Annotated in this window: 12 protein-coding genes; all 12 read right to left on the reverse strand. The window is 59.9% G+C overall.

From position 1 onward, the window contains the following. Window positions 1-7: 7 nt before the first annotated feature. The 12 genes from vasI to tssB are packed head-to-tail and all read right to left on the reverse strand — an operon-like array spanning window position 8 to window position 13,811. Window positions 8-571 carry a type VI secretion system-associated protein VasI gene (vasI, locus tag DCH402_RS13935; protein ID WP_040001760.1) on the reverse strand — a complete coding sequence of 188 codons (564 nt, stop codon included), beginning with the start codon at window positions 569-571 and terminating at the stop codon, window positions 8-10. Next, window positions 571-2,109 carry a sigma-54 interaction domain-containing protein gene (locus DCH402_RS13940; RefSeq protein WP_040001762.1) on the reverse strand — a complete coding sequence of 513 codons (1,539 nt, stop codon included), beginning with the start codon at window positions 2,107-2,109 and terminating at the stop codon, window positions 571-573. The genes vasI and DCH402_RS13940 overlap by 1 nt, the downstream gene beginning before the upstream one ends. A 2-nt stretch (window positions 2,110-2,111) precedes the next feature. Next, the gene (tssH, locus tag DCH402_RS13945) at window positions 2,112-4,712 is read right to left on the reverse strand and encodes a type VI secretion system ATPase TssH (protein WP_040001764.1); all 2,601 of its coding nucleotides are present in this window, start codon (window positions 4,710-4,712) and stop codon (window positions 2,112-2,114) included. Window positions 4,713-4,727: 15 nt separating this feature from the next. Continuing rightward, the gene (gene icmH, locus DCH402_RS13950) at window positions 4,728-5,504 is read right to left on the reverse strand and encodes a type IVB secretion system protein IcmH/DotU (RefSeq protein WP_040001766.1); all 777 of its coding nucleotides are present in this window, start codon (window positions 5,502-5,504) and stop codon (window positions 4,728-4,730) included. Window positions 5,505-5,520: 16 nt separating this feature from the next. Continuing rightward, window positions 5,521-6,858 (reverse strand): type VI secretion system baseplate subunit TssK, encoded by a 1,338-nt coding sequence (gene tssK / locus DCH402_RS13955; protein ID WP_040001768.1) that lies wholly within the window; start codon window positions 6,856-6,858, stop codon window positions 5,521-5,523. Between the two features lie 2 nt (window positions 6,859-6,860). Then, window positions 6,861-7,397: a type VI secretion system lipoprotein TssJ gene (gene tssJ / locus DCH402_RS13960; protein WP_040001770.1), complete on the reverse strand. Its 537-nt coding sequence runs from the start codon at window positions 7,395-7,397 to the stop codon at window positions 6,861-6,863. Next, window positions 7,397-8,611, reverse strand: coding sequence for a type VI secretion system-associated FHA domain protein TagH (gene tagH, locus DCH402_RS13965; RefSeq protein ID WP_040001772.1), 1,215 nt, complete (start codon window positions 8,609-8,611; stop codon window positions 7,397-7,399). The genes tssJ and tagH overlap by 1 nt, the downstream gene beginning before the upstream one ends. A 2-nt stretch (window positions 8,612-8,613) precedes the next feature. Continuing rightward, on the reverse strand, window positions 8,614-9,627 hold the full coding sequence (gene tssG, locus DCH402_RS13970) for a type VI secretion system baseplate subunit TssG (protein WP_040001774.1): 1,014 nt from the start codon (window positions 9,625-9,627) through the stop codon (window positions 8,614-8,616). Continuing rightward, window positions 9,591-11,357 (reverse strand): type VI secretion system baseplate subunit TssF, encoded by a 1,767-nt coding sequence (gene tssF / locus DCH402_RS13975; protein ID WP_040001776.1) that lies wholly within the window; start codon window positions 11,355-11,357, stop codon window positions 9,591-9,593. Before tssF ends, tssG begins: the two co-directional genes overlap by 37 nt. 2 nt (window positions 11,358-11,359) lie before the next feature. After that, window positions 11,360-11,791: a type VI secretion system baseplate subunit TssE gene (gene tssE / locus DCH402_RS13980; protein WP_012770484.1), complete on the reverse strand. Its 432-nt coding sequence runs from the start codon at window positions 11,789-11,791 to the stop codon at window positions 11,360-11,362. Between the two features lie 6 nt (window positions 11,792-11,797). Beyond that, the gene (gene tssC, locus DCH402_RS13985) at window positions 11,798-13,276 is read right to left on the reverse strand and encodes a type VI secretion system contractile sheath large subunit (protein ID WP_040001779.1); all 1,479 of its coding nucleotides are present in this window, start codon (window positions 13,274-13,276) and stop codon (window positions 11,798-11,800) included. A 31-nt stretch (window positions 13,277-13,307) separates the two neighbouring features. Continuing rightward, on the reverse strand, window positions 13,308-13,811 hold the full coding sequence (gene tssB / locus DCH402_RS13990; protein WP_012770486.1) for a type VI secretion system contractile sheath small subunit: 504 nt from the start codon (window positions 13,809-13,811) through the stop codon (window positions 13,308-13,310). Window positions 13,812-13,945 lie beyond the last annotated feature (134 nt).

The raw sequence follows: 13,945 nt of genomic DNA on the forward strand, positions 1-13,945 counted from the left end.
ATCGCTCCTACCAGCGGCACTGCTGACGCAACGGCGCCAGCGCCTCGCCCAGCCCGGTGAGATCGATGCGCAACACGTGATCCTGCTCGCCATTCAGCACCAGCTCATGGTGGCCGACCCAGCGCTTGAGCGCGTCGATAGCGGGCAGGCCGCGGCCAAACTCCAGCAAGGTGCCGCGGTTACGCACAAACCAGTTATCCGGCGCGCTGGCGCCGTCAAGCTGGGAGGTGATGTTGTCGCCCGGCCACGGCTGGCTGAGCGTCAGCCGCAGATGGGTAATGCTGCTGGCGCAGCTGATCACCAGCGTGTTGCCGTCCGCCAGCGTCCTGGTCAGGGTGATATCGCCATTAGCCGCCTCGCGGTTGAGACGAAACGCGTTCTCCCCCGCGCCGCTTTTATTTGTCTCGGGCGGCAAGGCGCTCGCGCGTTCCGTCTCGCGCCCGAGCGCGTCGTAACAGGCCAGGCGCACCTGCGGCGACGTCTCATTGCGGCACTGTTCCCACAGTGATTGCCAGACCGGGTCGGGCGAACCGACTGCCGCCATCAGCAGCGGCACCATCGTCAGCATCATCAGTTCACCTCCAGTTTCTGGCACTTGTGATCCAGGGTTCGTTTAGGAATATTCAGGCTTTCCGCTACCAGTAACCGGTTACCCTGAAACTGCTGCAGACGCGCCGCAATCACCGCGGCTTCATACTGCTGGGTGGCAATGCGCAGATCCTGAATATGGTGGAACGCGTCGCTATCGGCGGCAGTTCCCTCACAGACCCGTTCATGCAATTCCGGCGGCAACGACTCCAGACGAATCGGCTCGCCTGCCGGCGTTTGCGCGCACGCCACTTCCAGCAAGTTCTTCAGCTCACGCACATTACCGGGGAAGTCATACCCCACCAGTTGCCTGAGAAACGTGCGGTGCAACGGCCCCAGCGGTTTCTGCTGTTGCTGGGCGAATTGCACGATAAAGTGCTCGCAAAGCAGGCTGATGTCGTCCGGGCGATCGCGCAGCGGCGCTACCTGCACCAGACACTGGCACAGACGGTGATAGAGATCCTGACGGAACTGGCCTTCCGCCACCCGCTGTTCCAGCGGTTGATGCGTGGCGGCGATCAACCGGAAATCAGAATGACTCTCTTGACCGGCGCCCAACGGGCGAAAGCTGTGCGTTTCCAACACCCGCAGCAGTTTCGCCTGCATCAACGGCGGCATGTCGCCCACTTCATCTAAAAACAGCGTGCCGCCGTTGGCCTGCGCCACCAGCCCGACCTTATTGCTCTGCGCACCGGAAAACGCGCCTTTCTCATAGCCGAACAGCTCGCTTTCAATCAGATTTTCCGGAATGGCGGCGCAGTTAATGGCGATGAACGGCCGGTCGGCGCGTTCGGAGCACTGGTGCAACAGCCGGGCCACCACCTCTTTGCCCACACCGGTTTCACCGTGGATCAGCACCGCCAGACGATGGCCGGCCGCCTGGCAAATCTGCTGCTGTAGCTGCCGCGCCGCGACAGACTGCCCGATCAACCCTTCGGCCACCCGTTTTTCCCGTCCCTGCCGCAGCGCGCCTTCGTCTTTCATCTGGCGCAACGAATCGCGCAGCGCGGTCTGCTCGCGTTGGCTGCGCCCCAGCTCGCGGATCAACGCCAGCTGGCTGCAAAATATCTGCGCCAGTTGCGCGCAGTCGCCATGCCGCCCGAGCGCCTGTAATCGTTCCGGCGTATCCAACAACGCCAATACCGCCAGCGGTCGGCCGCTGTCCGCCTGCAACGGCATAGCGAACAAGCCGCAAGCCGTGCCGGCATCGGCCAGCAACTGACGAAAACCCTCGTGTTCAATACGGGCGCCGCCGTACAGCGATGTCCAACTGCGAACCTGATTTTTAAGCAACACATAGGCCAGCGGATGACTGAAATCATCCACGCTGAGCGACAGCGACAGCGGCGTGCGATGCACCCAACCGCTGCACATCAACTGACGCCCGCTGACATCTACCATACCCAGCAGCGCCCCCTGCGGCTGCCATGCAGTACGCAGCGTGCCGAGCAGCCAGTCACACAGGCCGGCTTCATCCCGGTGCCGGGTCAGCGAGAGCGCCAGGTCGAGGGCAGATTGCATGCTCAGCCCTCCACCTCGGACCGGAACTGGCCGTCTTCCACCCGGAAATGAATACGGCTGACCGGCTGGCCGGCCGACAGGCGTTGCAGCAACTGCAACGACACCGGCGGCAACAGCGCGCCGTCGATCACCGACTCCAACATGCGCGCGCCGTTCTCGCTGCGGTTGGCCAAACGCAGAATTTCTTCCGGCACCGCATCGTCGATGACCACTTCGGCACCAAAGCGCTGTTGCAGCAACGTCACCAGACGGGACAGCTTGCCCTGTACGATCTCGACCAGCGTGTCGTGATCCAGCGGCAGGTAGGGGATCACTTCCATGCGCGCCAGCAACGCCGGTTTGAAGAACGCCGCCAGTTCCGGGTAGAGCGCATCCAGCAGTTCGCTTTGCCGCTCCGCAAAATTGACAATCGTCTGGAACCCGAGGTTGGAGGTCAGGAAGAACACCACGTTACGACAGTCGATCAGCCGCCCTTCGCCATCGGCCAGTTCACCTTTATCAAACGCCTGATAGAACAGGTTGAGGACATCCGGGTGGGCTTTTTCCACTTCATCCAGCAGCACCACCGAATAGGGTTTCTGGCGAATCGCTTCGGTCAGCACCCCGCCTTCGCCAAAGCCTACATACCCCGGCGGCGAGCCGATCAGGCGGGAAACCGTGTGCTTCTCCTGGTATTCGGACATATTGATGGTGGTGAGATAATGACGGCCGCCGAACATCAGATCGGCAATCTGCACCACGGTTTCGGTTTTACCGACCCCACTCGGCCCCACCAGCAAAAAGGCCCCCAGCGGTCGGCCGGGACGGCGCAGGTCGGCGCGGGCGGTCAGCAGGTGCTTGTGCAACTGGGCGATCGCCAGTTGCTGCCCTTTGATGCTGTCGCCGAGGTAATCCGGCAGGCGGGTCACCACGTCCAGCTCGCCCTGGGAAATGCGGTTTAGCGGCACACCGGTCCACTCCGCAATCACCGAGGCAATCTGGGTTTTATCCACATGCGGTGACACCAGCACTGACGGCTGTTGCAGTTCCGCCAACGCCCGTTCGCTGTCGGCCAGATCGGCGGCCGCGGCGGCGGCATCGAAATCTTCCGCCGGTTCATCGGCCAGCAGCGCCGTGCGCAGCGTGACGATCTGTTGCACCAGCGTTTTTTGCCGCTGCCAGTCAGCTTCCAGTTGCGCCAGCGTCGCGGCGTCGGTTTCGCGGGCGTCACGCAGCGTCGCCAGCCGCTCCGCGGTATCACCCAACCCAATGCGGCCCTGACGTTCCAACTGGGCGATTTCCAGCGCCTGCTGATGCAGGCGGGTTTGTAACTGGCTGACCGCGCGCGGCGGCGTGGTCAGATTGATGGCGACACGCGCACAGGCGGTGTCCAGCACGTCGATAGCTTTATCCGGCAACTGGCGGCCGGAGATATAACGGGCAGACAGATTGGCCGCCGCCTGCAACGCCTCTTCGTCGATCAACACGCCATGCGACTGTTCGTAAATGCTGCGCAGCCCACGCAGAATCACCGTCGCTTCCTCGACGTTCGGTTCGCCGACTTTCACCAGTTGGAAACGGCGCGACAGCGCGGCGTCTTTTTCCACGTATTTTTTGTACTCGCTCCAGGTGGTGGCGGCGATAGTGCGCAGCTCGCCACGCGCCAGCGCCGGTTTCAGCAGGTTGGACACATCCAGCCCGCCGGCCTGATTACCGGCGCCAATCAGTGTGTGCGCCTCGTCGATGAACAGCACAATCGGCTTCGGTGCCGCTTTGACTTCCTGCATCACGCCCTTGAAACGCTTTTCGAACTCACCTTTCACCGACGCGCCGGCCTGCATCGCGCCCAAATCCAGCGTCAGCAGTTCCACGTCGCGCAGCCGCTCCGGCACCAGACCCGCGACGATGCGCAGCGCCAGTCCTTCAATCAGCGCGCTTTTCCCCACCCCGGCTTCGCCGACCACGATCGGGTTGTTTTTACGACGGCGCGAGAGGATATCGATCATCAGGTCGATTTCGTGATCACGGCACAACACCGGGTCCAGCTTGCCCTGTCGGGCCGATTCGGTAACATTCTGGGTATAGCGGGAGAGCTGGGTGGTCGCACTCGCAGCTTGCTCCGACGTCACGCCGGCGGCAGTCACCACCTCGGTTTCCGCCGAGTCTTTCACCCACTCGTCAAACTGCTGGCGCAGCAGCTCGCGGTTAATTTGCGCCAGTTGGCGGGTTACCGTGGCCGACAGATAACGCGTCGGCGTCATCAGCAACACCAGCAGCAGCACGCCGCTGCGCAGACGGGCGTGTTGAAGCTCGGCCGAGGCCAGCAGCCAGCTGTCCTGTAACCACTCCACCAGCAACGGCGAAAACGAGGGATAGCCTGACTCAAAGCCTTTATCCGCCGCATTGGGCTGCAACAGGGCCGCCAGTTCGTCGGCCTCTACCCCGGCGCGTTTGAGGATCAAGCGCACGTCGCACAACGGCGTTTCCAGCATTTTCAGCAACAGGTGCTCAATGCGGATCTCCGCGCCCTGATGCTGAATACACAGCGCCGCCGCTTCTTCCATCATGTGGCGGCACAGCGGGTTGAGTCGCTCAACCAGGATCGGCAGTTCGATTCGAATCACGAGAATACGCTCCTGTTATTGTAATAATTCGCCCAGTTGACGCAGCACGTCCTGGGTCTGGTTGGTTAGCTGGTAGTGATACAGGCCAAACGCCACCGCCATCACCACGCACAGGCTGAGAAACAAGGCGCGCAGCGAAATCTGTTTACGCAGGTGGTAGCGGGAAGACTGCTGCCCCAGATTGAGGTGGAACACCGTCGGCGGATGTTCCGGCTCCGGGCGCAGGGTGTCGTGCAGGCGGCGCACCACCCGATCCAGTTCTTCGCGCCCTTGCGTCATCACCCGGTAGCGCCCTTCGAAACCGAGGCACAAGCACAGGTAGATAAATTCCAGAATGTCGCGATAGCGCACCGGGTCATCCAGCAGTTTTTCCAGCAGCACGAATACCTTCTCGCCACCCCAGGTTTCATTGTGAAAACGGGTGAGCAGCGAATGGGCCGACCACACGCTCTGGCCGCCCCACTCCCGCCCCATCACCGCTTCGTCAATGAAGGTGCACAGGATGTAGCGGAACGACAGGATCACGCCGTTTTCGTAGCCGTGGGAATGCAGTTCCTGCTCGATGGCCTGAATTTCGGACTGCACGCGCTGATACAACTCCGCCACACCGCCGTATTCAGACAGCTGGCGCACCCGCTCCACCATGCCCAGCAGCGGGGTAACGGCGTCGATCATCGGGTTGATGCTCTGCCCGCGCAGGCGGAACCAGTAATCGGAATCCATATCCAGTTGTCGGGCGTTGTCATACAACAGGTCGCCTAACTGGTCATTTTTAATGATGTCGGTACTCACAGGTTCCTCCTGTTAACTACTGGCCGCGGATGGCCCACAGTTGCATGTCCAGTTCCGGGAACTCGCCGGCAATGTGGAACGCCAGCGTGTTGCTGGTGACCAGCGATTTCCAGGCCGGGCTTTGCCTGTCCAACTGGAAGTAGCTGTAGCCGGCGTGATACGGCAGCTGGCGCGGTGCCACCGGCAGCGGCAGCAGCGGCACGCCGGGCAGTTGCAGGCTGATGAGTTCGCGGATCTTGTCGCTGGAGGCGATCTTGGTTTGTTGCAGCAGTTGCTTGCGCAAATGCTCCTGCGGCATGCGGGCGCGCACCGCCAGCACAAATTCGGCGCTGCTCATCAGTTCGGCGTCGCCCACCAGCGCCACCCGCACGCCGTAAGGCTGCGCCTTCATCTGAATCGACACCGCGCGCGGCGACAGCACGGTGCTCAGCGCCTGACGCAGCGCCATCATCAGCGGCTCGAAGCTGGATTGCTGGTGTTCATGGCGATAAGCCGGAAACTCCGGCGGCAGACGCGACTCGTCGGTAAAGGTCATCAGTTCGCCGCACAGTTGCACCAGCGCTTCGTGCAGCCGCTCCGGGTGCAGCGTACCGAGACGCGCCAGATGCGACAGCTGCGGCTGAGCGCGGTTCAGCAGTTGCAGCATCATGAATTCCGCCACGTCCGCCACCCCTTGCTGACCGGGCGCGGCGATGCGCTGGGCCAGACTGCGGGCACGTTCCGCCACCAAACCGGCGGATTCGCCCAAAAAGCGTTTCAGGCTCGGAATCGCTGTAACGCTGATGCTGCACGGCATAAAGTTAGGGTCCAGCACCAGCCCGCCGTCCGGCCGTTTGTCGAGGATGTTGGCGATCGCCAGCGACGCATAAGCGCTGCGATCATCGCGTTCCAGCATCAGCCGCAGGCTGACCTTGCCCACTTCCATCGACACCACGTCGCCGCCTTCGCTGTGCAAATCGCGCACATCGTGACGATGCGATTGCAGGCGGGTGGCGATACCGGCCCCGGCCTGCCCGACTTCGCTGACGCCGTTCACCGCCAGCGGCAGCGCCAGATACACCTTCTGGTTAGCCAGCGCCACATCGGTGATTTCCAGCGGTTGCGGCAGCGCGTCATCCCCCGGAATGTTGAAGACCGTGCCGTCCGGCATCACCCCGGTGGCGTTCACCAGTGCGATACGCCCAAAGTTGAGGTATTCCTCGTTGATCGCCAGCGATTGCAGGCCGTAGAAATAGTCGCTAAGCGCGCTAAGACGGGCATGCAGCGCGTAGTCCGTGTGTCTTTGCTGTTGCTGGAAATGCTGCGGCTTGATGAACAGCCCTTCCCGCCAAATAATCCGATTTCGGCTCGACATAGTTATTCTTCTTCTTGATCTTTCTTGATTTCGACTTCTTCACGGCGCAGATGCACCAGAAGCTGATAAGTGCGGCCGGTGTTTTTCAGTTTGATAACCTTGCGCCACTCGGCGCTGTCCGGGTCGGCGTATTTGGCAATCACCCCGATGTAATGCACTTTCTCGTCCAGCTTGACCGGCGGCAGGTATTTGAACTGCCCCGGCAGCAGCGTGTAGTCCTGATGGCTGAGGTAATTCTTGGCCAGCGCCTTTTCGATATCGCCGGTCACCTGGTCATAGTCGGTCGCCAGCAGGCGGGAGTCTTCTGCCAGCATCACCACCTGAAACTCGATGGGTGCCGCATCACCACTTTCGCTGGGGTTAACATCCGGCTCGGCCAGCAGGCTAAAGCCGACGGTCGAAGGCTGGTTATCATTGCTGCCAATCTGAATATCCGGATTGGCCGCCACCTTCGCCATCTTGCCGAGCGTGGAACAGCCGGGAAGCAGCAGCATCAAGGCGCATAACCACCCGATTCGCAGCATTAAGGCCCGCAGCATTATTTCTGCTCCTGTTGCTGGCGAACCGCGCGGTCATACGCCTGCGCATACACCTGATGGAACAGTTTCTGGAACCCTTGCTGACGCGGTGAGGTCAGTTCGCGGTAATAGTGCTGATACATCTGCCACGCCCAGCCGTCATCCAGCGCCTGACGCTCGCCGCTACGGCGATAATGCTCGAAACGCCCCAGCAACGCCGCCGGTGAAAACGCCTGTAAAATGCTCTCCAGCGCCACGGCGATCGCCTGCTGGTTGGCCCGGTGATGCGCCTGCATATTACTCAGCACCTCGCTGATGGCGGCCGGTGCCGACAGGTGCACCGGGCTTTTATCGTCGGCGAACAGCAGCGACAACGTATCGGTGTAATCCAGCCCCAGCCGCAGCGGGTTATCTTCGATCGGCCGCAAATGGGTATCCGCCAGCGCGGCCTGATCGGCCTGCAACGTCAGCAAGCCTTCCACCATCGCTTTGAGGCTTTTGCCCATCTCTTCGAGCATCTCGCGCAGTTGTTGCTCATCGCCGATATTGAGCGATACGCCCAGCCCGCGCAACAGCGGCGCCAGCGTCACCGCATCCACCCGTCCGCCCAGACCGGTGCTGGCGTGTGGGTTATCAATGGTCGGTAATTCCACAAATTTCTGATCCATGGTGTCCTCAACGGCAGAAAAAGAAGAAAGCGAGGTCGGCAGTTCATCACCGCGCTCAGCCTCCGTTGCCAGCGGCGAGCGGCTCTGTTCCTGCTGCAGCGCCCACAACGGGTCATTAAATCGGTCTATCGCCGTGTCATCGGCGGGCGCACTGCGTCGTTCTTCGCCAAGCCACCCTTCCAGCACGTCGCCGGGGCGTTGCCCCAGCACCTGATCGATATCCTGCTCGCGCGCCGGATCCTCGAGGTAGACCCCCAGCCGGAATGGGCCAATCACCAGTTCGTCACCCTGCGCCAGACGCACCCGGCGATCACGACCGATGGGCGACAACGCGCCGTTGATGAAGGTCTGGCCGCTCAGGTCGCAGACGCAGAAATAGCCGTCCTGTAATTCGATACGTGCATGCTCCGGCAAAACCGCGCCGAGCCGGTCACGCAACTGCCATTGATCTTTTTCCGATGCGCCCAGCGTGCCGCCGCGGTGATCAAACCGGTGCTGCACCTGCGAGTTGATATCCAGTTGTTCGCTGTTGAGCACCACCAGAGTGAGTGGGTTGTTTTCGTTCACAATTACTCCTGCACACAAATCGTCACATACGGGTCGGCGGGCGGCTGCCCGAGAAAGCTGCTCCATCCCAGACGGCTGCTCTGGTCATCGCCCAGCCGCAACCCTCTGGCTTCCCCTTCGGCGAAACCGAGGCGCAAGTCCCAGGCCAGTTGATCGCGCAGAATAAAGGAAACAAAACGCACCAGCGGCTGAAAATGCTCGCCGTTGGGCAGGAAACTAAGAAAACGGCTGAAACTGAGGTTATCCACCTTAAGCAGGAATTTACCGGCGCAGTCATTTACCTTGTCGCCAATGACAAAATCCCCGCCCAGCCGGCTATTGGCGCGCCCCAGCCGATTTTGCTGGTCTTTGAAAATCGGCACTTTGCGGTGTTGCCAGGCGATGACCTCGACGTCTTCCAGGTCAAAGCAGTGAATCACCAGACCAGCCACTACTTCCGGCGAGCGGCTGGGGCTGGCCAACAGGCCGGCGTAAGACAGCATCTTGGCGCGGTTGACCGGCAGGCTGTCGCGCACGGCGTCGTTACCCAGCCCCACCAGCGCGAACATCAACCGGGAGAAACCGTCCTCGCCGTTATTCTGGAAACGGACGTGATAGCGGTATTTACGCCAGGCGCGGTGTAGCAGCGTCAGCAATCGGTGATGAAAGAAATCGAGGAACACCCCCAGTTTCTGCTCGCCCTGGGCGTACTCCCACGCCAGCTCTTCGAGGTAATACCCCGGCATCGGCGACTGGCTGCCGTGCAGACCGAGAAACGCCACTTCCAGCTCCTGCCGGCCGTCACTGTCTTCCCCCACCCGCAGTACATCACTGGGGTGAAAGCCAATCGAGGCGGTGGAGCGAAAGCGAATCCGCTCCAGCTCCGGCCGGAAGTCGAGTGCCTGCTCCAGGTCGACGCCTTCCATCTGGTTGAGTAACTCCACCAGTTGGTAGAAGTTGAAGTGACGCGCATCCTGGCGAAACATCGCCTGCCCTGCGGTCACATCATCGAGTGCTGACCTATCTGCACCGGCCATCGGTAGCGCTCCTTGTTATCGATGTTGACCACTTCCAGCAGATGGAAGGCGTTGACGCTGGCGTACAACGAAAAGAAATGCGCCAGCACGGTGCTGAACAGATAGAGTTCGCCTTCACTGGCGAACGCCGACTGCCGCACCGACAAAACCGACTTGAGCCCGCGCACCGGCATCCCCTGTACCAGCCGGTCCACCGGTGTGGTGTCAATCGTTTCGATCCCCGCCAAACGCTTGCGAGACGCCTGCTCCGCCTGTTTGTCATGCAGCGCCGGAAAGTCGTAGGTGCGCAGGATCTGTACTAACGCATCACGCCGCAGCAGCGACACATAGTTCAGCGACAGGTTGGAGATCAGCGTCCAGTGCAGGCTGCCGTCCAGCGCCGGGCGCAGCGGACGGCTCGGCCGAATCAGATTACGGAAGGTGGCGAAAGACGGCGAACTGCCGGTCGACACGCAGATGGCCCCCACCGGCAACTGCGCCGCCCGCGAACGGTTGGTGCAGGTCAGGGTGACCGAAATGGATTCATCCAGATCGATGACTTCTTTCTCGTCGCCGCGCACAAACGACAACAGGTGATCAAAACCGTCGCCGTTGACCGCTTCACGCACCCGGATGCGGTAATACAGCGCCAGCCGCCCTTTGGCTCGCTCGATTTGGTGCTGGAAACTTTCGAACGGCTGGTAGAGCCGCGGGATGCCGCGTGCCCGCCCGCTGTTGCCCTCCACCCAGCCTTCCACTTTGTCGATGGAGAAAATCTCGAAACTGTCGGCATGTCGGTAGCTGGCTTTCAGCGGGTAATCGGTCTGGCGACCATCCAGATTGATGGGTTCGCTGTCATGGCGGAACAGGTTGATGGCCGGCACGCAGTTGAGCATGAACGAATCCGGGCGGATTTTCAGTTCCGCCGGCAGCGGCCGGTCAAAGCAGAAATGCAGTTTGAAATCCGTCACCATCAGCGGCTGGTCAGGCCAACTGGCGCCGGACAACTGGAAGAACAGAAAACTTTCCGGAAAACAGAAATACTCCTGCAGGATGCGATAGCCGGAGTAGACGTTGCCGGGATATGGCAGCATCGCATCTTCGCGCTCAAAGCCGACGGTTTTCAGCACATTCGCTTCCTGACGAAAGCGTTTCCCGTCAATTTCCAGCTCGATGTGTGACAGCTGGCTGGCGATCCAGAAATAGAGTTCATAGGCGGTATAGCGGTCGCCGCCCAGGAAGAAACGCAGTTTATCGAGCTGCAAATCCCCCAGCGACAACGGCCCGTGCAGGCCGATATCCAGCGTGATGGCAGACATGTCGTTGCCGCTTTGCGCGTTGATCCGGCGGATATCCGCCGGGTAGATCCAGGCATCGTGGCAGGTCTGGAAATGGCAGACCACATCGTCTATTGGCAAGCTGTCCAGCTCGCAGCCACGCGCCACGAACGCCGGCTGCGCGATGGCGCCGGGCAGTACCGAAAACTGCATGATGGTCATGCTGGGTACCGGGCGCAAATAGTTCGGCCACAGCATACCCAGCAGGCCGTGCGTCAGCTCCGGAAACTCATCCTCGATCTTCGCACGCAGGCTGCCGGTCAAAAAGGCGAAGCCTTCCAGCAACCGCTCGACATCCGGATCCGTGGTCTGTTCTGACAAAAATCGGGTAAGTTCAGGGTGTGCTTTGGCGAATTCGCGCCCCTGCAGGCGCAAATAAGCGAGTTCATCCCTGAAGAAATGTTCCAGCGACATAATCACATCATTCTGTAATGGCGGTGGCTGTCCATATGAATATTGAAGGAGGTGACCTGCTCCAGTTCTTCCAGCCGCACATGGGCGGTGACCTGAAACGACATCTCCAGCGGATTGGACAGATAGTCCGACGCACTGACGTCCACATGGACAATGCGCGGTTCAAAGCGACAGATACACTGTCGGATCGCTTCACGGATTTTGCCCCGGATATCCGCGCCGCCCTGCGTGGCGTCATTAAAATCAATCACGCCAAGCTCGGGTGCGCTGCGACAACTGCCGGGTCGCGTATTCAGTACCTGATCAAGCTGGCGTTTCACCGACGCGATCAGGTCTTCCAACTCCGTTTCGGGGGAGGAGCGACGCTCCTCTCCCCGGATACGATCAAACAGGCTGGCCGCAGATCCCCGCTCCCAGGCAGAGAGCGACGGCATCAGTCGTTATTCCTTATCCAGACGACCAACCAGGGACAGTTCAAAATTCGCCCCCATGTACTTGAAGTGTGGACGTACCGCCATAGTCACCTGATACCAGCCCGGTTCGCCTTCCACGTCCAGCACTTTGATTTGTGCCGCACGCAGCGGACGACGGCTGCGTACATCAGCCGGCGGGTTTTCCTGATCGGCGACGTACTGCTTGATCCAGTTATTCAGCTCGCGCTCCAGATCCTGACGCTCTTTCCAGGAACCGATCTGCTCGCGCTGCAACACTTTGATGTAGTGCGCCAGACGGTTGATGATGAACATGTACGGCAGTTGCGTACCCAGTTTGTAGTTGGTTTCCGCCTCTTTCCCTTCTTTGGTATTGGCGAACACCTTGGGTTTCTGCACCGAGTTGGCAGAGAAAAACGCCGCGTTATCGCTGTCTTTGCGCATGGTCAGGGTGATGAAGCCCTCTTCGGCCATTTCGTATTCGCGGCGGTCGGTGATCAACACCTCGGTCGGGATCTTGGCCTGCAACTGGCCCATCGCTTCATACACATGCACCGGCAGATCGGTGATGGCGCCGCCGCTCTGCGGGCCGATAATATTCGGGCACCAGCGGTACTTGGCGAAGCTGTCGGTGATGGCGGTGCCCATCAGATAAGCGGTGTTGCCCCACAGATAGTGTTCGTGGTTGGCGCTGATGTCTTCCTTGTAGTTAAACCCTTTGATCGGGTTTTCTACCGGGTCATACGGCAGGCGAGCCAGGAAACGCGGTGCCGTCAGCCCCAGATAACGGGCATCTTCCGACTCGCGCATCGAACGCCATTTGGTGTAAGCCGGGCCTTCGAATACCGATTTCAGGTCTTTGATCGACGGCAGATCGGTAAAGCTGTCCACACCGAAGAAGGTGGGTGCGACGGAGGAGATGAACGGTGCGTGCGCCATCGCGCCCACCGCGCTGACATACTGCATCAGCTTGATGTCCGGCGAGCTTTGAGTCAGCGCGTAATCGCCGATCACCCCGCCGATCGGCTGGCCGCCGAACTGGCCGTAGCCGCTGGAATAAACGTGTTTATAGAAACCGGACTGGGTAATTTCCGGTGCAAACTCAAAGTCTTCCAGCAGCTCGTTTTTGGTCGCGTGCAGCAGCAGGATTTTGATGTTTTCACGGAAATCGGTGCGATCGATCAGCAGTTTCAGTGAGCGCCAGGAGGATTCCAGCTCCTGCAACTCCTGTGCATGCAGAATCACGTCGATCTGTTTGCTGAGTTTTTTGTCCAGCTCAACGATCATGCTGTCGACCAGCGCCTTGTTCACCGGCTCGGCCGCGTTGCCGCTGTCCAGAATGTTCGCCACCAGCGCGGCGATCCCCTGTTTGGCGACGTTGTAACCTTCATCCACCGGGGTGATGCGCGCCTGCGCCATGATTTCTTCAAGCAGCGATGATGAACCACCGGCCGCGCTTGTCTGGGCCTGTTCTTCAACCATTGACATGTTTGTTTCCCTTCTCGTCAGTGACAATCAATTATTCGGCGGGTTTCACCAGATCCAGCTCTTTAAGCAACTGCTCTCTGGCTTCTTCGCTGGATAACAGATCCTGCAGGCGATTGCGGAAAGCGGGGATATTACCCAGCGGCCCTTTCAGCGCCACCAGCGCTTCGCGCAGTTCCAGCAGCTTGCGCAGTTCCGGTACTTGCTGGGCGATACGGTCGGGGGAGAAATCATTCAGTGAAGCGATACTGAGTTTGACGGGAAGGTCATCCTGGCTGTCTTCTTCCAGGCGGTTAGGCACGCTGAAATTCAGCTCCAGATTGGCCTCTTTCATGACCGAAGTGAAATTGTTCTTGTCGATAGACACCGTCTGACGTTCTTCAATCGGTGTCTCTTCTGTGCGTCCCTTCATATTTCCCACTACCATCAACGTAAGCGGTAATTCAATTTCCGCCTGCTGACCACCCGTAGCTGGGACATATTTGATATTAATACGTTCCTTTGGTGCGACAGATGCACCGTCAGTTCCTTTTGCCATATGTCAATACCAACGTGAGGGCACTCTGGCCCGATAAAATAAGGTCGAATCCTACTGAAAGACCCGTCTGAATCCATGACAGACCGGGCTGTTCAGCGAACAAATAGGCTATATCCTTCATACTTCACGTTGCC

Source organism: Dickeya chrysanthemi NCPPB 402 (genome assembly GCF_000406105.1).
GTDB classification, from domain to species: Bacteria; Pseudomonadota; Gammaproteobacteria; order Enterobacterales; family Enterobacteriaceae; genus Dickeya; species Dickeya chrysanthemi.